Annotated in this window: 24 protein-coding genes, 2 tRNA genes, 1 other RNA gene and 1 riboswitch; of the genes, 21 read left to right on the forward strand and 6 right to left on the reverse strand. The window is 61.2% G+C overall.

Translation table 11 applies throughout. The annotated features are described in order from the left end of the window. Positions 1 to 307 precede the first annotated feature (307 nt). Positions 308 to 1,297: an LLM class flavin-dependent oxidoreductase gene (locus tag HMPREF2920_RS00915; RefSeq protein WP_070601690.1), complete on the forward strand. Its 990-nt coding sequence runs from the start codon at positions 308 to 310 to the stop codon at positions 1,295 to 1,297. 46 nt (positions 1,298 to 1,343) lie between these two features. On the opposite strand, the gene HMPREF2920_RS00920 is transcribed toward HMPREF2920_RS00915, so the two are convergent. Beyond that, positions 1,344 to 2,192, reverse strand: a complete 849-nt coding sequence (locus HMPREF2920_RS00920) for a CoA transferase (RefSeq protein WP_070853974.1) — start codon at positions 2,190 to 2,192, stop codon at positions 1,344 to 1,346. 9 nt (positions 2,193 to 2,201) lie between these two features. Further along, positions 2,202 to 3,227: a prephenate dehydrogenase gene (locus HMPREF2920_RS00925; RefSeq protein ID WP_048732157.1), complete on the reverse strand. Its 1,026-nt coding sequence runs from the start codon at positions 3,225 to 3,227 to the stop codon at positions 2,202 to 2,204. Positions 3,228 to 3,265: 38 nt separating this feature from the next. On the opposite strand from HMPREF2920_RS00925, the gene HMPREF2920_RS00930 reads away from it, so the two are divergent. From HMPREF2920_RS00930 to HMPREF2920_RS00940, 3 genes are all read left to right on the forward strand, one after another. Then, entirely contained in the window at positions 3,266 to 3,823 is a 558-nt protein-coding gene (locus HMPREF2920_RS00930; RefSeq protein ID WP_005510946.1) for a tRNA adenosine deaminase-associated protein, read from the forward strand. Continuing rightward, complete coding sequence (gene tadA, locus HMPREF2920_RS00935) at positions 3,765 to 4,343, forward strand: tRNA adenosine(34) deaminase TadA (RefSeq protein ID WP_016421845.1); 579 nt, start codon at positions 3,765 to 3,767, stop codon at positions 4,341 to 4,343. Before HMPREF2920_RS00930 ends, tadA begins: the two co-directional genes overlap by 59 nt. A 135-nt stretch (positions 4,344 to 4,478) precedes the next feature. Next, positions 4,479 to 4,667: a CsbD family protein gene (locus HMPREF2920_RS00940; RefSeq protein ID WP_016421846.1), complete on the forward strand. Its 189-nt coding sequence runs from the start codon at positions 4,479 to 4,481 to the stop codon at positions 4,665 to 4,667. A gap of 108 nt (positions 4,668 to 4,775) precedes the next feature. Here the strand turns inward: HMPREF2920_RS00940 and HMPREF2920_RS00945 are convergent, their stop codons facing one another. Beyond that, positions 4,776 to 5,756 carry a diaminopimelate dehydrogenase gene (locus HMPREF2920_RS00945; protein WP_016421847.1) on the reverse strand — a complete coding sequence of 327 codons (981 nt, stop codon included), beginning with the start codon at positions 5,754 to 5,756 and terminating at the stop codon, positions 4,776 to 4,778. A gap of 234 nt (positions 5,757 to 5,990) precedes the next feature. On the opposite strand from HMPREF2920_RS00945, the gene HMPREF2920_RS00950 reads away from it, so the two are divergent. From HMPREF2920_RS00950 to HMPREF2920_RS00970, 5 genes are all read left to right on the forward strand, one after another. After that, a tRNA-Ser gene (locus HMPREF2920_RS00950) sits at positions 5,991 to 6,081 on the forward strand. A 426-nt stretch (positions 6,082 to 6,507) separates the two neighbouring features. Then, positions 6,508 to 9,492, forward strand: a complete 2,985-nt coding sequence (locus HMPREF2920_RS00955) for an MMPL family transporter (protein WP_070853975.1) — start codon at positions 6,508 to 6,510, stop codon at positions 9,490 to 9,492. 61 nt (positions 9,493 to 9,553) lie between these two features. Next, entirely contained in the window at positions 9,554 to 10,855 is a 1,302-nt protein-coding gene (gene tgt, locus HMPREF2920_RS00960) for a tRNA guanosine(34) transglycosylase Tgt (RefSeq protein WP_049190192.1), read from the forward strand. A gap of 229 nt (positions 10,856 to 11,084) precedes the next feature. Further along, positions 11,085 to 12,038 carry an ABC transporter ATP-binding protein gene (locus HMPREF2920_RS00965; protein ID WP_070853978.1) on the forward strand — a complete coding sequence of 318 codons (954 nt, stop codon included), beginning with the start codon at positions 11,085 to 11,087 and terminating at the stop codon, positions 12,036 to 12,038. Positions 12,039 to 12,051: 13 nt separating this feature from the next. Then, entirely contained in the window at positions 12,052 to 12,831 is a 780-nt protein-coding gene (locus tag HMPREF2920_RS00970; protein WP_049190211.1) for an ABc transport system integral membrane protein, read from the forward strand. A 59-nt stretch (positions 12,832 to 12,890) separates the two neighbouring features. Here the strand turns inward: HMPREF2920_RS00970 and HMPREF2920_RS00975 are convergent, their stop codons facing one another. After that, positions 12,891 to 13,667 (reverse strand): queuosine precursor transporter, encoded by a 777-nt coding sequence (locus tag HMPREF2920_RS00975; RefSeq protein WP_049190189.1) that lies wholly within the window; start codon positions 13,665 to 13,667, stop codon positions 12,891 to 12,893. Between the two features lie 126 nt (positions 13,668 to 13,793). Further along, positions 13,794 to 13,937 carry a hypothetical protein gene (locus HMPREF2920_RS10550; protein WP_224783815.1) on the reverse strand — a complete coding sequence of 48 codons (144 nt, stop codon included), beginning with the start codon at positions 13,935 to 13,937 and terminating at the stop codon, positions 13,794 to 13,796. Positions 13,938 to 14,252: 315 nt separating this feature from the next. Here HMPREF2920_RS10550 and gluQRS point away from each other — a divergent pair, with 315 nt between their 5' ends. Further along, on the forward strand, positions 14,253 to 15,197 hold the full coding sequence (gene gluQRS / locus HMPREF2920_RS00980) for a tRNA glutamyl-Q(34) synthetase GluQRS (protein ID WP_070601682.1): 945 nt from the start codon (positions 14,253 to 14,255) through the stop codon (positions 15,195 to 15,197). A gap of 264 nt (positions 15,198 to 15,461) precedes the next feature. On the opposite strand, the gene HMPREF2920_RS00990 is transcribed toward gluQRS, so the two are convergent. Beyond that, a complete protein-coding gene (locus tag HMPREF2920_RS00990; protein WP_016421859.1) occupies positions 15,462 to 15,809 on the reverse strand; it encodes a DUF4288 domain-containing protein in 348 nt (115 codons plus the stop codon). Positions 15,810 to 15,951: 142 nt separating this feature from the next. Between HMPREF2920_RS00990 and HMPREF2920_RS00995 the strand changes: the two genes are divergently transcribed. The 11 genes from HMPREF2920_RS00995 (at position 15,952) to HMPREF2920_RS01045 (ending at position 26,403) form a co-directional block, all read left to right on the forward strand. Beyond that, positions 15,952 to 16,404 (forward strand): flavodoxin family protein, encoded by a 453-nt coding sequence (locus HMPREF2920_RS00995; RefSeq protein ID WP_016421860.1) that lies wholly within the window; start codon positions 15,952 to 15,954, stop codon positions 16,402 to 16,404. A gap of 68 nt (positions 16,405 to 16,472) precedes the next feature. After that, positions 16,473 to 17,711: an Nramp family divalent metal transporter gene (locus HMPREF2920_RS01000; protein ID WP_016421861.1), complete on the forward strand. Its 1,239-nt coding sequence runs from the start codon at positions 16,473 to 16,475 to the stop codon at positions 17,709 to 17,711. Between the two features lie 89 nt (positions 17,712 to 17,800). Beyond that, positions 17,801 to 17,921, forward strand: a riboswitch (SAM riboswitch). Between the two features lie 10 nt (positions 17,922 to 17,931). Continuing rightward, positions 17,932 to 18,285: a hypothetical protein gene (locus HMPREF2920_RS01005; protein ID WP_016421862.1), complete on the forward strand. Its 354-nt coding sequence runs from the start codon at positions 17,932 to 17,934 to the stop codon at positions 18,283 to 18,285. Positions 18,286 to 18,365: 80 nt separating this feature from the next. Continuing rightward, entirely contained in the window at positions 18,366 to 19,886 is a 1,521-nt protein-coding gene (locus HMPREF2920_RS01010) for an AMP nucleosidase (RefSeq protein ID WP_070566548.1), read from the forward strand. Between the two features lie 120 nt (positions 19,887 to 20,006). Next, positions 20,007 to 21,185: an HNH endonuclease signature motif containing protein gene (locus tag HMPREF2920_RS01015; protein ID WP_070853976.1), complete on the forward strand. Its 1,179-nt coding sequence runs from the start codon at positions 20,007 to 20,009 to the stop codon at positions 21,183 to 21,185. A gap of 37 nt (positions 21,186 to 21,222) precedes the next feature. After that, complete coding sequence (locus tag HMPREF2920_RS01020) at positions 21,223 to 21,432, forward strand: heavy-metal-associated domain-containing protein (RefSeq protein ID WP_049172422.1); 210 nt, start codon at positions 21,223 to 21,225, stop codon at positions 21,430 to 21,432. A gap of 20 nt (positions 21,433 to 21,452) precedes the next feature. After that, a complete protein-coding gene (locus HMPREF2920_RS01025) occupies positions 21,453 to 23,663 on the forward strand; it encodes a heavy metal translocating P-type ATPase (protein WP_070566550.1) in 2,211 nt (736 codons plus the stop codon). Next, complete coding sequence (locus tag HMPREF2920_RS01030) at positions 23,656 to 24,003, forward strand: metal-sensitive transcriptional regulator (protein ID WP_065421667.1); 348 nt, start codon at positions 23,656 to 23,658, stop codon at positions 24,001 to 24,003. Before HMPREF2920_RS01025 ends, HMPREF2920_RS01030 begins: the two co-directional genes overlap by 8 nt. 187 nt (positions 24,004 to 24,190) lie before the next feature. After that, a tRNA-Ser gene (locus HMPREF2920_RS01035) sits at positions 24,191 to 24,276 on the forward strand. A gap of 245 nt (positions 24,277 to 24,521) precedes the next feature. Next, positions 24,522 to 24,616, forward strand: an RNA gene (gene ffs, locus HMPREF2920_RS01040) — signal recognition particle sRNA small type. Positions 24,617 to 24,933: 317 nt separating this feature from the next. Beyond that, positions 24,934 to 26,403, forward strand: a complete 1,470-nt coding sequence (locus HMPREF2920_RS01045) for a SulP family inorganic anion transporter (protein WP_070438855.1) — start codon at positions 24,934 to 24,936, stop codon at positions 26,401 to 26,403. The last annotated feature ends 5 nt before the right edge of the window (positions 26,404 to 26,408 follow it).

The following is a 26,408-nucleotide window of genomic DNA, read 5'->3' on the forward strand; positions in this document are numbered from 1 at the left end:
GCATGCGGACACACTTTTCTTTACTTAACCCTTTTCTGGCACTTATGCGCGCGGTATTGGCTCTGCCTGCGCTCATATCGATGAGCTATTCACTTGTGGCCAGGCTATAGCTCATCGATATGTGAATACCTCATCGACAAGTGAATACCGCCCACGAGCCACCCATGAGCCCGTCCACCCGCAAGCCGCCCACGATCCACCCACGAGCCACCCGCACCCGAATCCCCAAAACCCCAAACCCCAGCGCCTCAATATTCGAAGCATCTCAAACTCGCAATATCCGACTAACGGTCTAGACTGTGGAACCATGATTCGTACTGAGTCCATTCTTGACCTCGCTACCGTAGCCTCGGGGCAGTCCCACGCCGACGCCCTACAGGGCTCCATCGATTTGGCGCAGACAGCGGAAAAGGCTGGTTATCAGCGTATTTGGTACGCAGAGCACCACAATATGAACTCCATCGCGTCCTCGTCGCCGGCAGTTCTTATCGCAGCCGTGGCTGCAAAAACCGAGAGCATCACCCTCGGCTCCGGCGGCGTCATGCTGCCGAATCATGCACCGCTGACGGTCGCGGAACAGTTCGGCACGCTCGCGAATCTGTACCCGGATCGCATCGAGCTGGGGCTTGGTCGTGCGCCGGGCACGGACCAGGCCACTATGCGCGCCCTGCGGCGTGACCCGCGTTCGTCCGATTCCTTCCCGCAGGATGTGCAGGAGCTGCGCGGTTACCTCTCCGACGAGTCGCTGATCAAGGGCATCAACGCGATTCCAGGCCGCGGCACCCATGTGCCGCTGTACATCCTGGGCTCTTCGCTCTTTGGTGCCCAGCTCGCAGCGGCGCTCGGCTTGCCGTACGCATTTGCTTCGCACTTCGCTCCGGACGCGCTTCGCGATGCCATCGCGGTCTACCGCGAGCAGTTCCAGCCCTCTGAGCAGCTGGATAAGCCGTACGCTTTTGCGGCCATGAATGTGATTGCGTCGGAAAGCGAAGAAGACGCACAGCAGCAGTACTTCGCTACCCGCAGGAACATGGTCAGGCGGTTCCTGAGTCGCGGTGGGCATCACCTCACTGACGATGAGGCGGAGATTCTGATGGATACCCCGCAGGGGCGTCAGGTGCAAAATATGTTCCGTCACACGGCGGTCGGCACGGTGGCGCAGGTGCGTGAGCAGATTGCGCAGTTCGGTGAGTACTCGACGGCGGATGAGCTGATTGTGGCTCATCAATCGCTGAAGGTTCCTGACCGGCTGCGTTCGGTGGAGCTCACCGCAGAGGCCGCGGGGTTGACCGCGTAAGGCTCCAGGCCCCGACCCCAGAGGCGCGCGGCCTTAAGTCGCCCTCTTACTCCACCGCAGCCAGTGGCAGCGCCTTTTCGCTGGCAAGCTGCATGATTTCGGCGTTGGTGCGCTCGCGGAGGAAATCCGCAAGTTCCTCGCGGTTGCTCGCGCGTGTGGCCTCGGTCAGGGCGGCGGCAAAGTGCGGCTCCAGCGCTGCCACGGCCACGTAGCCGTCGGCGCTGGGGTAGAGGCCGTACGTCCACAGGCCGCCACCGAGTAGTCCGCCGGGCGCCGTCATGCCGTACTTCAGCGGCGTGGCACCGGCCTCACCCGCCTGCTTTAGGCCGATGCGGCAGTGCAGTCCAGGCTGCTTTACGACGTCTGCACCCGCACCCGCCCGCTTAATCAACCCGGCAAGGGCAGCGGTGACCGCAAAGTGTGCACCCAGGATGTCGCCCAACAGCACTGGCGGCATGGCCGGAGGTGTGAGGGTTCCGGCCTCCGCCTGATAGGTCAGGTCATGGCCAGGTGTTTCCGGAGCGTCGGTGTCACCGACAATGTCGATATGCACCGGCCCATTCGGGCGCTCATGGAGACCCGCCAGCCCCATGCGTTCCAGCGCGGAGGGGCGAACCGAGGTGATGACCACATCGGCCTCATCAATCAGCGAGCTCAGCTGTGCGCGGCCCTCATCGCTCTTCAGGTCTGCCTGGATAATCTCGTGACCTGCGGACATAGCTTCATACCAGGGGCGGCCGAAGGAACCGAGCGGGTCGCCTGTGGGTGGTTCGACCTTAATCACCCGGGCGCCTAGCTGGCCCAAATGCTGAGCGGCCAGTGGTCCCGGAACGTTAATGGCGAAGTTGACGACAGTGATGCCGGCGAGGCTGGTGTGCAGCTCGGGGGAAAACATAGTTCCACACTAGAACACATCTACCTGCCCGCCGACGCTTTCGGCCAACTTCAACTGGTTGATCCAGTCGCCCTCGCCGACGCGCAGTCGGAAAATCGGGCGGTGAGCGGGGCGGGCCTCGTAGCGGACACGGGCAATCTGACCGGTTTTGGCCAGGTCCATAGCGGTTCCCTCGGTGGCCAACTGGGTGCGCGCGGCGGTGAGGCGCTCGATGACGTCGTCAAGCGCGGCGAGTACGGGTTCGGTGTTGTTCTCGCACCAGGACATGACCATGTCGGGAGCAGCGGCGGCGACGCGGGTGCAGTCGCGGAAAGAGCCGGCCGCCAGCGAAATGGCCAGAGGGCCACCGGCTTCACCGGCGGCGGCAATTGCGTAGGCTGCCAGGTGTGGCATGTGGGAGATGCGGGCGACGCTGGCATCGTGGTGGTCGCTCAGCGCTGGAATGAGCTGACTGCCAAGAGCTGCTCCCAAGTTGGCGACCTGCGAAAAGACCTCAATCCAGCGCTCCGGGACGGGCTTGCCCGCAGCGTCGGCAGCAGCTGCTAGGTCGTAGGTGATGACCCAGGGGGCGCCGTCGAAAAGCCCTTCGAGCGTGGCGGACCAGCCCGCCTGCGCGGACCCCGCCATTGGGTGCGCGCCGACGAAGCGTTCCTCCATCCCGCGAGCGGAGACCTCGGCGGCGACGGCCGCCTTCACGGAGACCACATCCGTAATGCCACAGCTGGGGGCGTGCTCATTGATGGCGTCGAGCATCGTGCCGACGACTGTCATGGGGGTGCCGATCACGATGAGCGCGCGGCTGGCCTCAGCACGTTCGAGCGTGGCCTGAAGATCTGTACTGGCGTCGAATCCCTCCTTCGTGGCTTCCTCGACCGTTGCGGACGAGCGATTCCAACCGAAGCATTCGACATTATGAGCCCGCAGATCGCGCATCATGGAGCCACCGATGAGGCCCAAACCGAGGATGCATACCGCGGGTAGTTGTGCAGCTGACAGGGAGGACGAAGCAGGGGAGGGGGACTCGAAATTGCTCACCTGACAAGCATGACATACAGCGACTAGCGTTGTGGGTTATGAGCACGACCTTTTCCGGAGGGTACACCTCCGATGACGACCGCTCCTTCGCGGTTGCCGTAACTATGGGGGAGCGCGGTTGGCGCGTCGTCGACCTCGGGGACGACGCCACCGATTCGCTCGCTGACGCCGCACAGGCGCTGCGCAATCTGCGTTCGGAACGCGCTGCTGTCGGAATGCTCAATATCGACGACGACTACTTCATTCTCGTGCGCCAGGGAGTTGGGTCGCTGCGCGTAGTGCTTTCCGACGCTACCGCTGCCGTGACCGATGACATCGCGGCAGATGTGTTCGACGAGCTGGATCTGGATATCCCCGACCTCGACGAGGACGAGCTCGACGATGTCGATGCCTGGGCTGAGGGGGACATGGATATCCTCGCTGACCTGGGCTGTTCGGAGGAAGCCCTGGAGTCCATCTGTGACGATCAGTCGCTGTGGGCGTCCGAGCAGCTTCTGGCCATCGCCGAGGAGTTGGGGTGTGCCGAGGAACTAGCCGATGTCGCCGACCTGGATTACGACGGCGACGATGACGACTACGACCCCTATGACGACTAACTCTGAGAAAGGTCATTTGCACGAGAGGCCAAGCGCGCTACCCCGTCGAAAACAGGACATTCTCGACGAAGAGTGGATGCGCCTGGCTATTGCCGAAGCTGCTCACACGGCACCCGGGGATGTGCCGGTGGGAGCTGTGGTCGTGGATGCCGAGGGCAAGGTTGTGGGCCGGGGTTCGAACCGTCGGGAAGCTGATGGTGACCCGCTTGCCCACGCCGAAGTTATTGCGTTGCGCGAGGCCACCCGCGTCGTTGGTGACGGCTGGCGGCTGGAGCAGTGCACGTTGGTCGTGACGCTGGAGCCGTGCGTGATGTGCGCCGGCGCGTGCGTCATGGGGCGCGTGGGGCGCGTGGTCTTCGGCGCGTGGTCGCCCAAGACCGGCGCGTGCGGCTCTATCGCCGATGTCATCCGCGATCCCGCCCACGCGTTCACGCCGCAGGTGCGCGGAGGTGTGCTTGCCGACGAATGCTCCGTTTACCTGCGGGAATTCTTCGAACGGCAACGGCAGTTGGAAGCGTGAGCGGGGTCACAGTTAGGTCACAATTCCCGTCGTGGCCGTGACGAGCCTTCATTTTCACGTAACGTCGGAACTAGTGGAGCTGCTAGACGGTGGCTCTAGAGAATAGATAAGTCGTTTACATAGGAGGCTTACATAATGAGCGAGCTGCAGAACAAGGCCGACGAGTTGGGCGGCAAGGTTAAGGAAGCTGCCGGCGACGCCGTTGGCAACGAGGATCTGGCAAACCAGGGCAAGGGCGAGCAGGCTGCTTCGAAGGTCAAGCAGGGTGCTGAGGATCTGAAGGACAAGGCCACTGAGACCCTGGGCAAGCTGACTGACAAGTAAAGCGCTTAGTTCTCGGGTAGAGATAACCCCAACCGTTTCCGCTTCTGATATGCGGAGGTGGTTGGGGTTCTTTGTGTTTCGATGGCCGGCTGCCAGCGTTGGGGCTGGCTACAGCTTCTGGGCCACCAGGTCATCCAGTGGTTCGGCGGACAGTAGGTACGGGGCGATCTCGAAGACGGTACGGGCACCGGTCTCGCCGGCCTGCTTCAGGCGGTAGGCAGCGCGACCGTAGGCAACCTGGACAGCTGCGGTGAAGTCGGGGTTGCGATCCAGGTCGAGGCCGAACTCGATGACGTGACCGGACGTACCGGCCTGGCCGCGGGTAATGACCTGGCCACCGTGCGGCATGCCCTGGTGATCGCGGTCGAACTCCTCCTCGGAGATGAAGTCCACGATGGTCTCGTAAGGGGCAAAGTAATCCGGCATGGTCACGATGGTTTCGCGGATCTGCTCCTTGAGCTTGGCGTCCTCGTCGGCGTTGCCGGTCTCTTCGGCGACGACGAAGCAGTGGCGCAGGTGGCATTCGTTGCCCTTCAGGTCTGCGCCCTCGCCCTTCTTTACGGCCTCGATAGCTTCCGGGTTCGGCTTGGTGTACTGGACACCCTTCTTCACTCCCGGCACACGACGCACGGCATCGGAGTGGCCCTGCGACAGACCCGGTCCCCAGAAGGTCATCTGGTCTGCGCCCGGCAGGATAGCAGCGCCCAGGACGCGGTTCAGGGAGAACAGGCCCGGATCCCAGCCGGTCGAGATCATGGCGATGTTGTCACCTTCGCGGGCGGCGGCGTCCATGGCCGCGCGGTGCTTCGGAATCTCGTGGTGGTTGTCGTAGGTGTCGACCGTCGTAAAGTTCTTTGCCAGCTCAGGGGCCTGCTCCGGGACATCGGTGGCCGAGCCGAGGCACACGAACAGTACGTCTACCTCATCCTTGTACTTTGCGACATCCGCCGCCGGGAGTACGCGGGCCTCAGTGTCCAGCGAATCGCGACGGGAGAAAACGCCGACGAGTTCCATGTCCGGCTGGTCAGCGATGACCTTTTCGACGCTGCGGCCCAAGTTGCCGTAGCCGATGATGGCGGAACGAATCATGAGGGAGAACCCTTTCTGTGTGGCTGTACTTCTGTGTTTAAGTTTCTAGATTTCAAGCTACAGACTATTCCTTACATATCTCAGCGGGCGTTGGCCACCCCGAATAGCGCGGTGGAGGGTTGACGGGCTTGGGGTGGCGCAGGTTGTAGTGCGCCGAGAGCGGCTTAGCGAAGGCCTGGGCGCCCTGACCTGGGGATTTGGTAGATAAAGGGGCTACCTGTAACGTTTTCTAGCGGTGACGTGTCCGAGCGGCCGAAGGTGAAGCACTCGAAATGCTTTGTGCGGTAACCCCGTACCGAGGGTTCAAATCCCTCCGTCACCGCCAATAAAACCCCCGGTGGTTCCTTTAATTAGGAGCCCCGGGGGTTCTGCATTTAATCGGCCCTGATTGTCTGGGTGTGGTGGAGGTGTGGGAGGTGTCCGTCGTAAAGCGGCAAATGGTGAGGCGTCCGACCTGGAGCACCTAAATCACAAAATTAACATCAGTAGCACACACCCCATTGTTCACGTTTATCCGGGAAGTCCGCTACTCTTAGCAAAAGTATTTCCGGTTTTTATGTCGTGCCCGCCCCCAATGACCGTGTCAGCGCCAGAGTTGATGTTGGCCAATCCGGGGTGGTCGCTAGCATCGGAGTAGCGAAGAGGCTTCAAACTGCAGGTGAAGTCCGAGAGAGTGCTTTGTTAGCGCGAACTTGGGGAAGCTGCAGTTGGGGGCGGTCCAGGCGAATATTAGACGTAAGGGAAACTTGACATGGCAAAGGCCTTGTTCAAACTCGGCAGGTTCTCCTACCTGCATAAATGGACTGTGATCATCGCGTGGTTCCTGATTTTGGCGGGGCTGGGCGGTGCAGTTGCCGCATTCCAGAAGGGGTTCATCGACCAGTTCTCGATCCCCGGCATGCCGTCGGCAACGGCTTCGCACGTGATTGAGGAAAAGTTCCCCGATGTTCCGAACCCAATTCGAGAGCAGCGTATTTATGTCGCCTTCGAGGCTCCTGAGGGGCAGAGGCTCGATGACCCACAGAATAAAGAAGCTGTTGACCAGGTCATTAACGGCATCCGCGACAATGTCGGCCAAATCGCCGACGATTTGCAACTTCACAACCCGGTAGACCTCAATCCGAAGATGCAGGCGATGGTCAAGGAACAGGGCATGGCCGCCGGCCTGCCCAAGGATGTTGCCGAGGCCGATGCCAATGCCATGCGTACCGTGTCCGATGACGGTCGCTACGGTATTTCCACCTTCGTTTTCGATGCCAAGATGCCGCAGGACATCGAGCCGGAGAATATGCAGGCGCTTCTCGACGCGATGCAGGCCGGTCGTGACGCAGGTATCAAGGTCGAGGCCTCTGGCCCCGGCATGCAGCCCGCGATTGAGGTAGCTCCGACCTCGGAGATTATCGGTGTGACCGTGGCGTTTATCGTGCTGGTTGTCACCTTCGGCTCTCTGGTGGCTTCGTTCTTGCCTATTGTGACGGCGGTAGTGGGCATCATCATCGGTGTCTTTGGTGTGACATTGATGACCGCATTCACTGACGTCAACTCGATTACCCCGGTGCTTGCCGTCATGTTCGGCCTGGCTGTCGGTATTGACTACGCACTGTTCATCCTCTCTCGCTACAGGGCAGAAAGAGCCCGAGGGATGACCAACGAAGACGCCATCGGCATGGCTACCGGTACGGCGGGCTCCGCTGTGGTTTTCGCTGGCCTCACTGTGATCGTTGCGTTGGCAGCGCTGACGGTTGCCAAGGTGCCGTTCATGTCCCTGATGGGTATTTCGGCGGCAATCACGGTGGCCTTCACAGTGCTGGTCTCTCTGACCCTGCTGCCGGCAGTTATGTCTCTGCTGGGCGACAAGGTCTTCGCTGGTCGCGTGTCCGGTGTTGCCGGCAACCCCTCGCGTAATGCGCGCAAGGGACGCCGCTCTTCCTTCTTCGGCGAGATGACGATGGGGCGCCGTTGGGTCACCTTCGTGCACAAGGCCCCAGGGTTGTTCCTGGTCGGCTGTATCGTCTTGCTGTTGGCGTTGGCCTACCCGGCCATGCACTTGAAGCTGGCGCTGCCGTCGGACTCTACTGCGGCGAAGGACAGCACGAACCGCAAGGCCATCACCATGATTGAAGAGGGCTTCGGCGCGGGACGTAATTCACAGCTCATCATTATTGCCAAGTCGGATGATGTGAAGCCCGACGCACCGGTGCTCAAACCACTTATCGAGTCCCTGAAACAGACCAACCCGGAACTCTCTGACATCGAGGCCGCCCGTAAGGCTTCCTATAGCTACGCTGTCGACCAGTTCAAATCCAATGTCGGTGTCGAGCACATCCAGATGATTGGCATGAATCATGACGGCACTGCGGTCAAGATGATTATGACCCCGAAGTCGGGTCCGCTCGATCCTGCGACCAAGCAGCTGATGAACGCGGTGCGCGATCAGCAGAAGCAGATTGAGCAAACCACCGGCCTATTCACCGGTGTCACTGGCCTGGTTCCTATCGAAATTGACATCACCGACCGTCTCCAGGGCGCAATGCCGCTCTACTTGGGCGTTGTCGTGGGGCTGGCAGTGATTCTGCTACTGATGATTTTCCGCTCCCTGATGGTGCCGGTGACTGCCGGTGTGGGCTTCTTGCTCTCTGTCGCAGCCGCATTCGGTGTCACGGTGGCATTTTTCCAGGATGGCCTCTGGGGTGTGATTAGCACTCCGGGTCCGCTGGTCAGCTTTGTGCCAATCTTCCTCATTGGTGTGACGTTCGGTTTGGCCATGGACTATCAGGTCTTCCTGGTTTCCCGCATGCGCGAGCATTACACCCACAACAAGGGTGAATCCTCGCCAGAATCGAAGTACAACGCGGTCGAAGAATCGGTCGTTGAAGGCTTTACTCTTGGCGCTCGTGTGGTCACGGCCGCTGCGATTATTATGATCTCCGTCTTCGCGGCGTTCGCCGGGCAACCCCTGGCGATCATCAAGGTATTCGGTTTCGCGCTGGGTGCCGCAGTGCTTTTCGACGCCTTCGTTATCCGCATGACCTTCATCCCGGCAGCCATGTTCCTGCTTGGCCGCGCTACTTGGTACATGCCGAAGTGGCTGGACAAGGTGTTGCCTTCTGTGGATGTCGAAGGCTCTGCCCTGGAAGAGGTTTCCGAGGAACTGGTGGAGAAGGGCCGCCGCGAGCGTATGGCTCGCGGTGAGTCCCTGTTGCCCGAAAGCGAAGGCGCTGGGCGTGGCTTTGGCGGGGCTGACGCTGACGAGGACGAAGCAGACAGTGCCGATGGTGAAGTCGGTGCTGGTGCAGAGGGCGCGGCGGGCGCAGCTGGTGGTACTGCTGTGGCTGTCGCGACCAAGAAGCGTAACCGCTGGATTCCGAAGCGGAAGAAGGCAAAGCTGAAGGAGCTCGAACCCGCTGACCAGGCTGAGCAGGCCGAACGCTCTGAGCAGGCCGAACTGTCCGCTCCGACGGCGCCAGCTGAGCCAGAGCAGCCGGAGCAGCCGGAGCCGACCGAACAGCTCATGCAGCCCGCGCCAGCTGAACCAACCGACGCCCAGCCGAACCCGGAAAATACCAAGGACGTCGAGGTCCGCCCGTACTACAGCCCGGCTCGTAAGCGGAAGAAGATCACGGTTGCGGAACTGATGAAGCGCGAAGGACTCGAAGAGGAAGCGCCACGTCGTAGCCGCGCCGTGTGGGACCCGGAAAACGCTGCCCAGCCCGAGGAAAACGACAGCGCTGAGTAACGTGCGAATAGCACCCAGGTAACCTCAAGGCATTAGCACTGGACCACAACCAAGGAGCTTCATGTCGCAGTCGAGGACGACGGGCTTTGACGTCGTAAAGCAAATCGAAGGCGCGCGCGGACGTGCTGGCACCATCCACACCCCGCATGGCGATATTGCTACGCCGGCGTTCATTCCGGTCGGCACGAAGGCGACCGTGAAGACGCTCACGCCAGAGCAGGTGCGGTCCACGGGCGCGCAGGCGATGCTGTCGAACGCATACCACCTGTACCTGCAGCCCGGCGAGGAGATCGTCGACCAGGCCGGCGGGTTGGCAAAGTTCTCCAACTGGAACGGCCCGACATACACCGACTCCGGCGGATTCCAGGTGCTCAGCCTCGGCGCGGGCTTTAAAAAGACCCTCGCGATGGACGTCACCGGCATGCAGAAAGACGACATCGTCGCCGAGGGCAAAGAGCGCAACGCGTTCGTCGACGAGGACGGCGTGACTTTCCGCTCGCACATCGATGGCTCCGAGCACCGCTTCACGCCGGAGGTGTCCATGCGTATCCAGCACGCGCTGGGCGCCGACATCATGATGGCGTTCGACGAGCTCACCACGCTGATGAACACCCGCGGCTACCAGGAGGCATCCGTCGAGCGCACGCACCGCTGGGCGCGCCGTTGCCTGGAGGCTCACAACGAGCTGACGATTTCGCGCGGTCAGGTCGATGCGCATGTTCATTCGCTTGACGACGACCAGTTGCCCATCCAGCAGTTATTCGGTGTCGTGCAGGGTGCGCAGTACGAAGACCTGCGCCGCAAGGCCGCCCGCGGGCTGGTGGAGCTCTCCCGCGAGTTCGAGGATGCCGGCCAGCTCGGCTTCCACGGCTATGGCATTGGTGGGGCGATTGAGAAGCAGAACCTGGGCCTGATCTGCGGTTGGGTCAACGACGAGCTTCCCGACGACCGCGCCCGCCACCTGCTGGGGATTTCCGAGCCGGACGATATTTTCGCCGCTGTCGAGGCCGGTGCCGACACCTTTGACTGCGTGGCTCCGACCAGGCTTGCCCGCCGTGGTGGTGTGTACACGCTCGATGGCCGGATGACCTTGACGAATGCCCGCTTCAAGAACGACTTCCGCCCCGTGGATGCGGAGGTGCCCTCCTACACTTCGCTGAATTATTCCCGGGCCTACCTGCATCATCTGTTGAAGGCCAAGGAGTACCTGGCTGGCACGCTGTGCACGATTCACAACCTGTTTTTCATGGTGCAGCTGGTGGAGAACATTCGCGCTGCGATCCTGGAGGACCGGTTCTTCGAGTATCGCGATGAGTTTATGGGCCGCTACTACGCCAACGGTGGCCGTGCGGTGGGGAATTAGGGGCCGGCTGGGCTGGGGCTAGGCTTCTGCCTTTTCGCACTTCACGACAGCCATGTCACCTCGTGCCATCTGTGGAGGTGGCATGAGGTGACACCCGTGGCGTGAAGTGGCAGGGAACACCCGAATCAGTCCAGTGGCGTGAAGTGACGGCTGGGCGGGCCCGGGAGGAAGCTCAAAACTAGACCTAGCTCTACTGCGCGAAGCAGTCTCAACCGGCATCATGGAGGACATGATCACGGTTGAACGACTCAGCAAGAAGTACGGTTCGAAATTAGCCGTCGATGACCTGTCCTTCACCGTTCCCGACGGTGTAGTGACAGGTTTTCTCGGCCCAAATGGCTCCGGCAAGTCCACCACCATGCGCTGCATGCTGGGCCTCGATACCCCGACCACGGGCCAGGCCTTGTTCACCGGGACGGATTCCCAGGGCAACACCTACAGCAACCAGCCCTTTTCCACGCTGAAGAATAAGCCCAGCATCGCCGGCGCAATTCTGGATGCCGGTTGGCACAACAAAGCTCGTTCGGGCCGCTCTCATCTGCGGGCCCTCGCCCGCGGCGCTGGCATCCCCGACACCCGCGTGGAGGAGTGCCTCGAGCAGGTCGGCATGACTGAAGCCGCGAAGGACAAGGTCGGCGGCTATTCGCTGGGCATGAAGCAGCGTCTGGGAGTGGCGGCGGCTCTGCTCGGCAAGCCGCAGCATCTGATCTTGGATGAGCCGGTCAACGGCCTCGATCCCGAAGGCGTCTCGTGGATGCGCCACACCATCAAGGCGCTGGCCGCACAGGGCTGCGCAGTCCTCGTGTCGTCGCACCTCCTTTCCGAGATGCAGCTCACCGCCGACCGCATCGTCGTCATCGGCCGCGGCCGCATGATCGGCGAGTACAGCATGGACGAATTCCTCTCCGACGGCACGGTCATCGAAGTTGAGGTCGACGATCCGGCACGGCTGCTGCAGGCGTTGGGGCCGGTGGCGCGTGGGGTTGACGTCGATAAGCAATTGCGCATTCCGCTTTACGACGGCATCAGCGAGCAGCAACTCCGCCGCGACATTGCGGCTGCTGCCTTGCGTGAGGGGCTATTGGTGACGCGGTTGCACACGAAGCGCGACAACCTGGAGGAAAAGTTCCTGGCTGCGACCCAGGAATCGCAGGAATACCGCGCGCAGGCGATTGGGCAGTAGGGGAGTGACTGAGATGAGTTTTGGAAACGCTTTGCGGTCGGAGTGGACGAAGCTAGCCAGCCTGCGTGGCACGTGGGTGTATGTGGTGTTGTTGGTGGGCTCGATAGCTGGGCCGATGGCGGCTTTCAGCATGGCGGCGGACGCTGGTGCAACCGCTGATTGGGAATTGCTGCTGTTGGGGACCGTGATCTTCAACATGATCGTGATTGCCTTTGGTGGCTCCACCCTGGCGGGTGAGTACAACGATCAGATGAATGCGCATGCGTTCTTGACGCAGGACCGAAGGAGCCTGTGGCTTTCGGCACGGATGACGCTGACCCTTGTGCTGATTGCTGTCTGTTGGGTCATTGGTGTGGCGCTTGCTTGGCTATCGGTGACGGTTTCCCCGCGCGTGGAGTTCAAGGGCGGCGACGCTGCCACGGACATGCTCGCCGGAGTGCTTGGCTTTGTAGTGTTTGGACTAATCGCGATGTCGCTGGGAGTGCTGACGCGCTCGCGCGTGGCCGCTGTCGCTATTCCGCTGGTGTGGATTCTGGTGGTGGAAAGCATGCTGGAGTTCGCGGCGCTGGCGTATGCGATTTTCCGGCCACTGTGGCTGGTCACGCCGGGTGCACGCATTCAGCAGTTGTCGACGCAATTGGGCGGTCTGATGGCAAATCCGGAGAATCCACGCATCGGGTTTGAGGCCGGCATGACGCAGCCGATGTGGTTCAACATCGTGGTGCTGGTGGCCTGGATTGTTGTGGCTGTTGGCGTTGCTCATTGGGTCAATGCCAAACGGGATGTGAAGTAAAAGCAAAAAGTGCCGCGACTACTCGCTTCTCAGGCGAGGTCGCGGCACTTTTTTCGTCGTTAAGCGGGAACGCGCGTGTCGTAGTAGCCTTCGCGGCGCTTGACCCACGCGATGACGGCGTAGGTGACTGGCATGACTACAATCTCGACGGCGGTCTTCCAGATGAAGCCGACGATGACGTAGTTGACGAAGGTACCCCAGGTATCGATGCCGATAGCGGTGGCGGCGATGGAGCAGAAGATGAGCGTATCGACGAACTCGCCAACCACAGTCGAGCCCATCAGTCGCGCCCAGAGAGCCTTTTCACCAGTGCGCTTCTTAATGGCGTTGAGCGACCAGGCGTTGAGCAGCTGACCGACGACATAACCGGCCAGACCTGCGAGAACAAGCTGCGGGACGGTGCCCAGCACAGTGGCGAAGGCTTCCTGATTCTCGTACCACGGTGCCGCCGGGAGCTTGATGGCGGCAAAGAAGCAGAGCATTGCGCCGGCGAGGATGGCGAAACCGGTCCACACGGTGCGGCGGGTGGCTTTGTAGCCATAGCACTCGGAAAGCACGTCGCCGATGACGTAGCTCAAGGGGAAGAGGAAGAAGGCACCGTCGGTGGCCAGGCCGAAGATTTCCACGCCCTTGGTGGCGGTGATGTTGGAGACAATCAGCACGCCAATGAAAATGGCCGTGAACATCGGGTACAGCGATTTCGGTACCGGGATGTGGCGTGGCGTGGTTGCTGTGGATTCGGACTTAGTTGCGTTCTCGGGCGCGTGCGAGGTGCTCACAGCGGCAGTCTCGGCGTTGCCCGGCCCAGACTTGGGCAGGTTTTCGTTATTTGTCACGGGAGGGAATGTTACCTGCCGCTCAGGGCTCCAAGCGAGTGCCGATGAAGTCTTCGAGGCCGACTCTGCCTCTCATCCTCTAACTCCTGTGGGTTTGAGTCCGCAGGAGTTAGAGGATGAGCGGGTTTAATTATTTGTTTTCTTAGCTCCACGCTTACTGCGCATTCCGTTAACAATAAATGTAAAACAGCTTACAATCAGGCTGGCAAGAGCGATTAAGCAGTAGAGCAGCGCGCGATCTGTCTTTGCCGTAATAGCTGCTGTACTCATAACGGCAGTCTGGTTAGCTAGTTTGCTCAATGTGTACATCCCATTTGCGATGCCCAGGAGACAGAGGAGGCTCACGACTAGTCCGATAATGGAAATCGATGCTAGCCAATTTACGCGCAAACGTGATGACATTGTTCTCCTCTAAAAGATCCGCTTACAAAAAGTCACGCATACATTAACCCTTGATTTTATTGAGAGGTCATGAATGCCTTTCGAGTAATAGATGAATTTCCTCCAAGATGATTTGAATTATTCAACCGGAGATCTTTCCCCAAGATTTCAACTATCATCTTGGGGTCTCGCTAACATATTCCTGTGACCAGTTCCCAACGGTTGACTAATTCCACTTTACCCACCGGCCGCTACGCCCCTTCGCCGACCGGTCGGCTGCACCTGGGAAACCTGCGCACCGCGGTTCTCGCCTGGGCGCACGCCCGCGCGCAGGGCGGTCGCTTCATCGTGCGTATCGAAGATATCGACCGCCAGCGCTCCCGCCCCGAGTATGAGGCGCAGCAGCTCGCCGATCTCGAGGCCATCGGCATAGACTGGGATGGCGCCCCGGTCCGCCAGTCAGAACGCTCTGACCTGTATGAATCCGCGCTCGCCGACCTCACGCAACGCGGCCTGACTTATCCCTGCTTCTGCACGCGCCGTGAAATCCTCGCCGCCTCCTCCGCGCCGCATGGCGTGCCAGGGCAGTATCCCGGCACGTGCCGTTCGCTTGACGACGAGCACCTCTCCGCGAAAAAGGCCGAATTTGCGGCGGCGGGGAGAAGGCCGTCGATACGCCTGAAATCGCAGGTGAGTGAGGGGGCCGCGACCGATGAGCTGTATGGCGAGATGGCCGCTCCGATCGATGACTTTGTCCTCCAGCGTGCCGATGGCATGTGGGCCTACAACCTGGCGGTCGTCGTCGATGATGCCGAGCAGGGTGTCACCGAGGTTGTGCGTGGCGATGACCTGATGTCCTCGGCCCCGCGGCAGGCGTACTTAGCCGGATTGCTCGGTCACACCGCACCTTCGTTCGTGCACGTTCCGCTGGTGGTGAACTCTGAAGGGCGGCGACTGTCCAAGCGCGATGGCGACGTGACTCTCGGCGAGGTGTCGGTGGATGCAGCGCAGCGGTGGATTCTGGATTCGCTGAGCGGTGGCGGTGATGCTAGCGATGGCGGCGGGAGCGTAGAGCTCGACTCCATCGCTGACCTCCCGGAAGCCCTGCGTGCGGGTCTGGAAATTCCTCGCGAACAGGTGATTTTCTAGGGGCTGCCGAGAACTACGGCTAGTACATACGTTAGGGGCAAGAGTGCGAATGCAACTAGTGCCGCCACGATTGTCAAACCGTTTGACCGGGCTTTCAGCGCTGTTAGGAAGCTGATTAGGCCGAATCCGAAGACTCCGACGGCGAGGGGGATTGTCCAGGCATCGGAGAGCGCAGTGCTGACGAAAAACAGTCCAATGTAGCAGGTCAAGGCTAAGAGAAGTGCAGCAACTGCAAAATTGCGGGAGCGGTTCATGATATGGGTCTTAGGATTCCGCTAGAGGATCTTTGCCACCTAATTTCATTTCGAAGCGTTTGTAATCCTCGAGGGATGCGAAGTGGCGAGAATAGATGTCGATGTCTGTATCGACGCGACCGTAAAGAGCGGGGGCGACATCGACGATGTGGCGCAACGTGACAGATCCTCCCGAGTGGGAAGGATCTTCTGGGGCTAATTCATTTTCGTGGGCTAATGCTTCGACCTGCGCGTATGCGGCGCTATCAGAATCGGCAAAGACAATGTATAAGTCCTCACGGAAGAAGCTCTCATTCGCCGAGGTTGAATCTCTTTGCTTTGTTAACTCAAAAACTGCAATTCCGATGTATGGTTCCATCTATTTTTCCGTTCTTCGATTGCCGCCTAGTTCAGTACGAATTTGAGGCTTTCTTACTGGACGCCACGTTTACTCGAATTGATAAACATTGGATTGTTGCTGAAACCTGCGCTTACCCTATCACTGCCGATACCCTCGGGACATGCCTACTCTTCTAGTCGTCCACCATTCCCCGACCCCGCTCCTGCAGGAGGTCTTAAGTCACGCGCTCGAGGGCGCCAACGATCCCGCGCTAGAGGGCGTGGATGTCAAGGTTGTCGAGGCTCTCGACGCCACCATCGATGACCTGACCAGCGCCGACGCTATCCTGCTCGGCACCTCCGCCAACTTTGGATACATCTCCGGCGCGCTCAAGCACTTCTTCGACACCACCTTCCGGGAGGCGCAGGAAGTTACCAAGGGGCTGCCATTTTCCTACTGGATCCGCGGCGGCTTCGACACCACCGGGGCGGAAAACGCCATGAAAACCATCACGACCGGCTACAAGTGGGAGCTTGCGGCCGAGCCCGTCGTGTTTGTCGGTTCGCTTGACGACGACATCTCCGACCGCCTGGTAAATCTCGGTGGCACCATGGCTGCCCAAATTTTGGGCTGATTGAAGATTTAGTGTCGAGGCCGTGAAATAATGGCCGGGTGAATGATTCAGGGGCACAAGGGTCGCAAGTGACGTCGTCAAGCGAGAAAAACCGCAAGCCCATGATGAGTCTGCTGGGGCCTGCTTTTGTGGCGGCGATTGCCTACGTGGACCCCGGAAATGTGGCTGCGAACCTGTCCGCGGGCGCGAGCTATGGGTATCTGCTGCTGTGGGTGTTGGTGGTGTCCAACCTCATGGCGATGGTTGTGCAGTACCTGTCGGCGAAGTACGGCCTGGTGACGGGGCGGTCGCTGACCGAAGGTGTCGCCGACCGCTTCGGTTCGAACCGGCCGGGGCGGCTGGCGTACTGGGTGCAGGCCGAGATTGTGGCGGCAGCGACGGATGTGGCGGAAATTATTGGTGGCGCCACGGCGCTGTACCTGCTCTTTGGGACGCCGATGCTGCTTGGCGGTGTCATTGTTGGCGTGGTCTCGCTGGGGCTGTTGTTGCTTCAGGGTGGGCGTTCGCAACGCACTTTTGAGGGCGTGATTGTGACGTTCCTGCTGGTCATTACGGTGGGGTTCCTGGCCGGGCTGTTTGTCACGGGCCTGAGTCTCGGGGAGATGGCCAGCGGAATTCTGCCACGCTTCCAAGGCGCGCACACCGTGGTGCTGGCGGCATCCATGCTGGGTGCGACCGTGATGCCGCATGCGGTCTACCTGCACTCCGGGCTGGTGCGCGACCGCGAGTACAAGGTGGAAGATGACTCCTCGCTGCGCCAGCACCTACGGGCCACGCGTATCGATGTCTTCGGTGCCCTCGTGCTGGCTGGGTCGGTGAATATCGGCATGCTGTGTCTCGCGGCCGAAGCACTTCCGGGAGTGGAGGGGACTGACTCCATCGAAGGCGCTCACGCTGCCGTGACCAGCGTGCTTGGCCCCGTGGTGGGCGTGCTCTTCGGCGTTGGGTTGTTGGCCTCCGGGCTGGCGTCGTCCTCTGTCGGTTGCTACGCCGGTGACCTGATTATGCGCGACCTGCTGAAGGTGCACGTGCCGTTGCTGGTGCGCCGAATAGTCACCATCATTCCGGCGCTGCTCATTATCGCCAGCGGCGTGGAGCCGACGTGGGCGCTGGTGCTCAGTCAGGTGGTGCTGTCGATTGGCATCCCGTTTGCGCTGGTCCCGCTGGTGCGCATGACCTCCTCGCGTGCCGAGATGGGCATCTGGGCCAACACCCCACTACTGCGCCGGGTCGCGTGGGTTATCTGCGGGCTCATCATCGCGCTCAACGTGGCGCTGGTGGTCCTGGTGCTGACGGGGAAGGGGTAGCTTCCGGGAGGGGGAGGTGGGGGCCTCGTCGTAAAGCGTGCGGGAGATGGTAGACAAAGCTGTCTAGTTGGTGTTAGGGTGGGCGACACGATCACAAGATATCGACGAGAAATGGCCTTTGACAGCGTCGATAGGCAACCGCCCGATTCGCGGACCCGGTGCCCCAAAGGAAGATCAGCCCCACAGACCTCCTGCGGGGAAGAGCGAATAGGAGCGCCAAATGCACACCACAATAAGCGACGTCCACATCATCCACCTGAGCCGTCACACTGCTGACCTCCTCGTCGACGGCCGACCCGTCGCCATTCGGCTGCAAGAAGCCGACATCGACCCCCACTCCCGGAATCTCGTCCAACTACCCGTCGACCCCGCCTTCTACGCCACCCTCCGCGGCCAACAACGCGCCGACTACCTCAGCGCCCACGTCCGCGACGGCGTACGCTACGGCCGCATCCTCTGGCACGAGCTTGACGACGGTCGCCACTTCCTCACCATCCCCACCATCGGCGGCTACCACGTGCACCAGGTCTTTGAGGTCCGCCGCAGCCGCGAAGGAGTGTGGAGCCGGCACTGAGCTGCTGGTTTCGTGCGCGTGCCTGGCGTGATGAGCGCGGCGCGGATGCGCGCGGGAACCTCTCCGCCTAGCCTTGGGCTATGCAGGTACGAGACTCCGCAACACCCCCGTTCTGGCCCACCGAAGGCGAAGGCGACTTCTACACCGACGCCGCCGCAGCCGTCGACCGGCTCACCGAAATCCACCGGGCAGGGATGGCCTACCTAGTCGAGCAGTACACCGCCGCCACCGAAGGAAATTCCGGGAGTGGGCCGGTGCGCGCCTACTACCCCGAACTACGCTTCACCGTCCCGGCCGGCAGCGCCGTCGAGGATGTCGACCCCTCCCTGTCACACGGCTTCGTCGACCGTCCGGGAGTGTATGCCACCACCATCACCCGCCCGGTGATGTTCCGCACCTACCTCATCGAGCAAATTACCGACCTGCTCGCCAACCACGGCGGCGAAGTCGAGGTGCGCGTCTCCGACCAGCCCATCCCACTCCGGATGTGCCGCGGATTCGACGCGGCCGCCGAGGAAGCGGCGGGGAGGGAAGGGGCGTCGGCAAGCATGCTGGCGGCAGTGGAGAAGACGTTTACCCCCATCGACTCCGCCAGCATCGACGACACCATCGCCGACGGCGAAGCCGACTACCTGGGCCTGCTCATCAAGCCTTTGAGCCTCTTTACCGCCCAGCGCATCGACCTCGCCCTCCAGCGCCTCGAGCACTACACCGGGTCGCACGCCGCAAACATCCAGCGCTTCGTGCTATTTACCAACTACCAGCTGCACACCGACGTGTTCCTCGAATACGCCGCCACCCTCACTCCCGGAAATCCGCACGGGTACACGGCGCTGGCGTGCCCGGGTGGGCAGCGCTACGACATCGGCGCCATCCCCACTCCCGGAATTTGCCGTCAGCACGCGCACGCCTCGCAGATGCCGGCGTACCACCTGCTTCGCGACGACAAATGCGGCATCACCATCATCGACATCGGCGTCGGCCCCTCCAACGCCAAGACCATCACCGACTGTCTCGCCGTCACGCGTCCGCACTGCTGGATGATGGTCGGACACTGCGCCGGCCTCGACGGCCGCATGCGCATCGGCGACATGATTCTCGCCAACGGCTACGACCGCGCCGACGGAGTCCTCGACAACTACGTGCCCCTGGAAAAGCCCATCCCGCCGATTGCGGAAATTCAGCTCGCCGTCACCAATGCACTCGCCCGCGTCTCCGGACTCACCGGCGATGAGCTGAAAAAGCGCCTGCGCACCGGCACCGTACTGTCGACCTCCGACCGCAACTGGGAGTGGCGCTCCCAGGCCGACCTCTACCGGGAGCTGCAGAAATCCACCGCCATCGGCGTCGAAATGGAATCCGCCACCATCGCCGCCAACGGCTACCGCTTCCGCGTGCCCTACGGCGCGCTGCTCAGCGTCTCCGACATGCCGCTGCACGACAAACCCAAACTCCCGAAATCTGCCCGCGAGTTCTACCAATCCTCCAAGGAAGAGCACCTCATGGCCGCCGTGCGCGCGTGCGAGGACATGGCCGCGGCTCCCGACACCCTCCACTCCCGGAAGTTACGTCGGCCGGTGGGAGAGGTCGCGTTCCGGTAGGGCACTTTCGGGAGTGCGTCGTCAAGCCCGTTTGTGCAGATTGTGCATGCTTTACGATGGCTGTGGACAACGCCAAAAAGCGATTGAAGCCGCCCACTCCCGGAAACTAGCCTTAGCCCCATGACGACATTGGGACTGCTCAGCGCGCTGGCGACACGGGGTATTGACGTGCTCGCCGACCTGCGCGCCGCACTCCCGGAAAAATCCACCGGGCACCGGGAGTTGGCAGCCAGCATCGGCTTCGACCCCTTCCGCCTCAAGCGCCTGCTGCGCTGTGCCGAGCGGCTGTTCGGCACGGTCGAGGGCGATATGGATGTCGAATCCCGCGACAAAGCCGTCGCGATCGCCCGGGAGCTGAAGCTGTCGCTGGACACGGTCATGCAGATCGACAAGCGCTCCGGGCAACTCAACAACGTCGAAATCCGGGAGTACTACCGCCTGGACTTCACCCGCGCCGCCGCAGCATACGACTTCGAGGGCCTCGACACCTACATGCGCACCAAGGTCAAGGAGCTCAACCGCACCGACGAGCCGCCGCAGCACCTGCGCGCCCACGTCTCCCGGAATCCGGACATCCGCGGGATGAAGCATCTGCAGGTCACCGGTCCGGCGAACATGATTGACGACCTGGTCGCGCCGCTGACCGTGCGCGCAGCTGAAATCGCCAAAGCGCACGAGGATTACACCCGGGATCGGTGTGTCGGTCAGGCGCTGGCAGAACGCTTGGCACACGGGGCGGAGGGGCCGCTTGACGACGTCGACAAGCTCCGTTACCAGCCCGCGCTCATCGTAACCGCGCAAGACATCGTGGAGTACAGCCCGCGGTTTGCGGCGACCTCCAACGGCTCCGTCCTCACTCCCGGACAATTCGTCGAGGCATTGCTCGCGGACACCGGCTGGGTGCTGGTCTACGACGAGCACAACACGCCGACCGACCTACTCCCGATACACAACCCGCGCCTGGCGACGGAGGAACAGCGCATCGCGATGATCCTCGACAACCCCATCTGCGCGTGGCCCGGGTGCCCGCGCCCCGCCCACGCTGGGCAGGCCCATCACCTGGTCGCCAGGAAAAACGGCGGCGCCACGACTATGGAAAACATGGTCATGACCTGCAAAGAACACAACGCCGCCAACGATGACGACAGGCAAGGCCTCAACGGGCACCTCGAGCGTGACGACGGCTCCGGCGCGGTCTACCGCCACCCGCCGTCTCTGCACGCGCCGCCCGAATTCAACCTTGCCTTCCCGACAGCTCTCGCGGGGCGGGCCTACTCGGGCTACCGTCAGCGCGAATAGCTTTACAGATATACCCATAGGGGGTATATATTGGGGTATGGCTAATCAAACTTTTACTGTTACTGGCATGACATGCGGACACTGCGAGGCATCGGTGCGGGAGGAAGTCTCTGAACTCCCGGGAATCACTGATGTCCAGGTTGACCGCTCCCGGAATTTCCTTTCCGTGACCTCGGATGCAGACATTGACACCGCTGCCGTAATCGCAGCAGTGGATGAAGCTGGCTACAAGGCGGTCGCAAACTAAACCCCCAAGGAGGAAAGCGGATGTCTGAGCAGCAACTTCTCACCCTTGATATCCCCGTCGGCGGGATGACGTGTGCGTCGTGCGCAAACCGTATCCAACGCAAGCTGAACAAACTTGATGGCGTTAACGCGAGCGTGAACTATGCGACCGAGAAGGCGCATGTGGAGGCGCCGGCGGACATCAACCCGCAGCAACTGATCGACACAATCGTGGCAGCGGGGTACACCGCTGAGCTTCCGCAGGAGGAGCCCGAACAGGAACCGGGTGCTGCTCCCGAAGGGAAAGACCGGGAGCTGGAAGACCTGCGCAACCGAGTCATCGGCGCTGTCATCCTCACTGCTCCCGTCATCGCAATGTCGATGATTCCTGCCCTCCAGTTCACTAATTGGCAGTGGCTGTGTCTCACGCTCTCGGCGCCGGTCTTTGTGTGGGCCGGCTGGCCGTTCCACCGCGCGACACTGAAGAATCTGCGTCATGGCGAGGTCACCATGGACACGCTAATCACTATGGGGACGACCGCTTCGTTCCTCTGGAGTGTGTGGGCGTTGTTCTTCGGGCGTGCCGGGCTGCCGGGGCTCAAGCACGAGTTCCACTTCACGGTCACTCCTGGTGATGCCGATATGAACATCTACCTCGAGGCGATGGCCGGCATCATCATGTTTGTGCTGATTGGTCGTTACTTCGAGAAGCGCTCCAAGCGCAACGCCGGTCAGGCACTCCGGGAGTTGATGAAGCTTGGCGCCAAGGATGTCTCCGTTCTCGAAAGTTCGGGAGTGGAGAAGCGGCTGCCCGTGGAACAGCTCCGTCCGGGAGTGGTGTTCGTCGTTAGGCCTGGTGAGAAGATCGCGACGGACGGCGTTGTCGTGGAGGGCGCGTCGGCGGTGGATGCGTCGATGCTGACCGGCGAACCGATGCCTGTCGAGGTCGGCCCTGGCGATGAGGTGACGGGAGCGACAATCAATACGTCAGGGCGGCTGCTCGTGCGGGCGACGCGCGTGGGCTCGGAGACGCAGTTGGCGCAGATGGCGGCGATGGTCGAGGCGGCGCAGACGGGTAAGGCGCCGGTGCAGCGGCTGGCGGATCGGGTTTCGGGAGTGTTCGTGCCCGCCGTCATCGCGATCGCCGCGGTCACGCTGGGCGCGTGGTTGTTTACGGGGCACGGCGCGAGTGAGGCGGTCACGGCTGCGGTCGCCGTGCTCATCATCGCGTGCCCGTGTGCGCTTGGCTTAGCGACGCCCACAGCGCTCCTGGTCGGCACGAGTGAAGGCGCCAAGGCTGGTGTGCTGCTGCGTGGCCCGGAGGTGCTGGAGTCGGCGCGGAAGGTCGCCACGGTTGTGCTGGATAAGACCGGCACGGTGACTACGGGTGTGATGGAGTTGACGGAGGTCCCTCCCACTCCCGAAAATCTGCTGCCGCTTGCCGCTTCGGTGGAGGCGGCGTCGCACCACCCGATTGCGCAGGCTATTGTGCGTGCGGCGGATCCGGATTCTCTACTCCCGGTTTCGGATTTCCGGGATATTCCGGGAGTGGGGGTTGAAGGCACCGTGGATGGCCACCGCATCGAGGTCGGCCGCTCCGGGGAAAATTCCGGGAGTGGGGGGACGGTGGTTGCGGTGCGCCGCGACGGCGAGCTCCTGGGCACGTTGGAGGTGTCGGATTCGGTGAAGCCGACGTCGGCGGCTGCGGTCGCGAAATTCCGGGAGTGGGGGGTGCGGCCGATTCTGCTGACCGGCGACGCCGCCGGCCCGGCGTTTCGGGTCGCAGATGAGGTCGGTATTGCTCGCGAGGATGTGATTTCGGGAGTGATGCCGGAGGATAAGGTCGCGACGATTGAGAAGTTGCAGGCTGGCGGCGCGTGTGTGGCGATGGTCGGCGATGGCATCAATGATGCTGCGGCTCTTGCGCAGGCGGATTTGGGCATGGCGATGGGCACGGGCACCGATGTGGCGATGGAGGCTGCGGATATCACGCTGGTGCGTGGTGATCTGTTGGCGGCTGCGGATGCGCTGCGGTTGTCACGCCGGACGCTCCGCACGATTCGTTCGAATCTTTTTTGGGCGTTTTTCTACAACGTTTTGGCAATTCCTGTCGCCGCGCTGGGGTTGTTGAATCCGATGTTGGCTGGCGCTGCGATGGCGTTTTCGTCGGTTTTTGTGGTCGGCAACAGTCTGCGTCTGCGCGGTTTTTCTCCGAGTCAACCAGCTATTCAAAAAGGAGTAACTCATGAGTGAGTCTTGTTGTTCGTCGCAATCGCATTCGCTTGACGACGATTCTTGCTGCCATGACACCACTGATCCCGGTTATCTCGTGGAGAAGCGGCGTTATGAATCCCGTATCCGTCGCATTGAGGGGCAGGTTCGTGGCATTGGTCGGATGATTGAGAACGAAGAGTACTGTATCGATGTTTTGACCCAGATTTCGGCGGTGAATTCGGCGTTGAAGTCGTTGGCGTTAACTCTTCTGGATGCTCACCTCCATCACTGTGTGGTGCATGCGGCTGAGGGCGGCCCGGAGGAGTTGGACGCCAAGCTGGAGGAGGCCTCGGCGGCGATTGCTCGGCTGGCTAAGTAACTCCCGGAAAAATTCCGGGAGTGGGGGCGAAACAGCAGTCGGCAGCCGGCAGCCGGCAACCGGCAACCGGAGTTGGTTGCTGTTGGTGGCACCGGTTGCGCGGAAGTGTCGCTTAAATGCCTCGTTTTCCCAGGTAGGGGGCGCGTTTTGGGAAAATGAGGTTTGTTGGGTAGTCTTTAACGACGTTGGAGGATTCGACTAGCGGCCTATGTCACACGCCTGGAACGCGTGCGGGAGTCACATCCCTCGTGGGTTCAAATCCCACATCCTCCGCAGAGTGAAAACCCCCGGTTTACGCCGGGGGTTTTCTTGTATTTATGCAGGTGAGTGGATTTGCAGTATATGCCGGGGGCTGCGGGGAGGCGGGGAACTGTCATGAATGCTGTCATGAATGCTGTCACGAAACTGGTGACGAATCCGTGGTGGCAGCGCGCTGATTAGTGTGGCAGTTCTTCGCTGAACGGTGCGGCGAGCACTAGCAGTGTGACTTTTTGCGTGGGCCTGTAGTAGGCTGTCTTCACGGATCCCATGTGGCGTCCATCTCGTGAACTCCCCCAGGGCAGGAATGCAGCAAGGGTCAGCGAGCTCTGACGGGTGCGTGGGGTCCCCTTTTTTTATCCCCGGCGTTCTTCTGGCACTTATGGCTAGGTTTCGGGCACTTGTCGGCGGTTTCCTGTGACCTATCGATGTTTTTTCGGCACTTATCCCCGCGATATTGGCCAGGCCATTTCACCTATCGATGAGCTATTCACTTATGGCCACGCTGCAGCGCATCGATAGGTGAATACCTTGGCCACAAGTGGTCGCGTTCGCTGGTCTGGAAGAATACTGTGCATGAGCGATGCAGACGACACGCGAGTGCCACCACAGACAACACGAGAACCGCTAGAAACTCCAGGACCACCAGAAACCCGAGAAACCCCAGCGCCAATGGGCGTGTGGGACTCCTTCCGGTTCGCAGTTTCTTCACCGAAGCGCCTGCGCACCGAGCTGCTGGCCGGTGCTGCGGTGTCGTTCGCGCTAATCCCCGAGGTCATCTCGTTTTCCATCCTGGCGGGCGTGGACCCGGCGGTGGGGCTGTTTAGCTCGGTGATTATGGCCATTGTGATTGCCTTTACGGGTGGCCGCCCGGCCATGATTACTGCTGCCGCTGGTTCGGTTGCGCTCGTCGTCGCGCCGTTGTCGCGGACGTACGGGATGGATTACCTCATTCCAACGGTGCTGCTCGCGGGTGTGTTGCAGATTGCTTTTGCGGCGCTGGGTATCGCTAAGCTGCAGCGTTTCATTCCGCGCGCGGTCATGATTGGCTTTGTTAACGCGCTGGGTATCCTCATTTTCACTGCGCAGCTCGAGCATCTCATCGATGTGCCCTGGTTGGTGTATCCGCTGGTCGCTCTGGGTATTGCGATTATGGTGTTCCTGCCCCGCGTGTTCACCGCGATTCCGGCTCCGCTGGTAACGGTGATCGTCGTCACGCTTGTTGCGGTGTTGGCGAATTGGCGCGTGCCGAACGTGAGCGATATGGGCGAGCTTCCGGAATCCCTCCCGCAGCTGCTGATCCCGAATGTGCCCCTGACCTGGGAGACTCTGCAGCTGATTGCGCCGTATTCGGTGGGCGTGGCGATTGTCGGCATCATGGAATCGCTGATGACGGCGAAGCTCGTGGACGACATCACGGATACGCATTCGGACAAGACCCGCGAGACGTGGGGGCTGGGTGTGGCGAACATCGCGGGCGGTTTCTTCGGCGGTATCGCTGGCTGCGCGATGATTGGTCAGACGATGGTGGGTGTGAAGGAATCGTCGGGACGCACTCGCTTGACGACGCTCTTTTCCGGTGTCTTCCTGCTCATTCTGGTCCTTCTGCTCAGTTCTGCAGTTGGAGTGATTCCGATGGCGGCGCTGGTTGCGGTGATGGTCGTGGTGTCGGTGGACACGGTCGATTGGCGCTCGATTTCCCCGCGGACGTTGCGCCTGATGCCGCGTTCGGAGACGGCGGTGATGCTGGTGACGGTCATCGCCACGCTGGCGACGGATAACCTCGCCATCGGGGTGATTTTGGGTGTGGTCGTGGCGTCGCTGATGTTCGCGCGCCGTGTCGCTCACCTGGTCAGGATTGAAGTGCTTGACGACGACCCCAGCGCCCACTCCCGGACGTACAAGGTGCGGGGTCAGTTGTTCTTCGCCTCCAGTAACGACCTGGTGTACCAATTCGACTACACCGATCCTGCGCAGCGGATTGTCATCGATATGTCTGAGGCTGAGATTTGGGATGCTTCCACGGTGGCGGCGTTAGATTCCGTGCGGGTCAAGTTTGCTGACCGGGGCAAAGAGGTAGAAATTATCGGCTTGGAGGGGCCGAGTAAGCAGCGTCTGGATGCGCTGTCGGGGAAGTTGTAGAAATC

Source organism: Corynebacterium sp. HMSC075F02 (genome assembly GCF_001838335.1).
GTDB classification, from domain to species: Bacteria; Actinomycetota; Actinomycetes; order Mycobacteriales; family Mycobacteriaceae; genus Corynebacterium; species Corynebacterium jeikeium_D.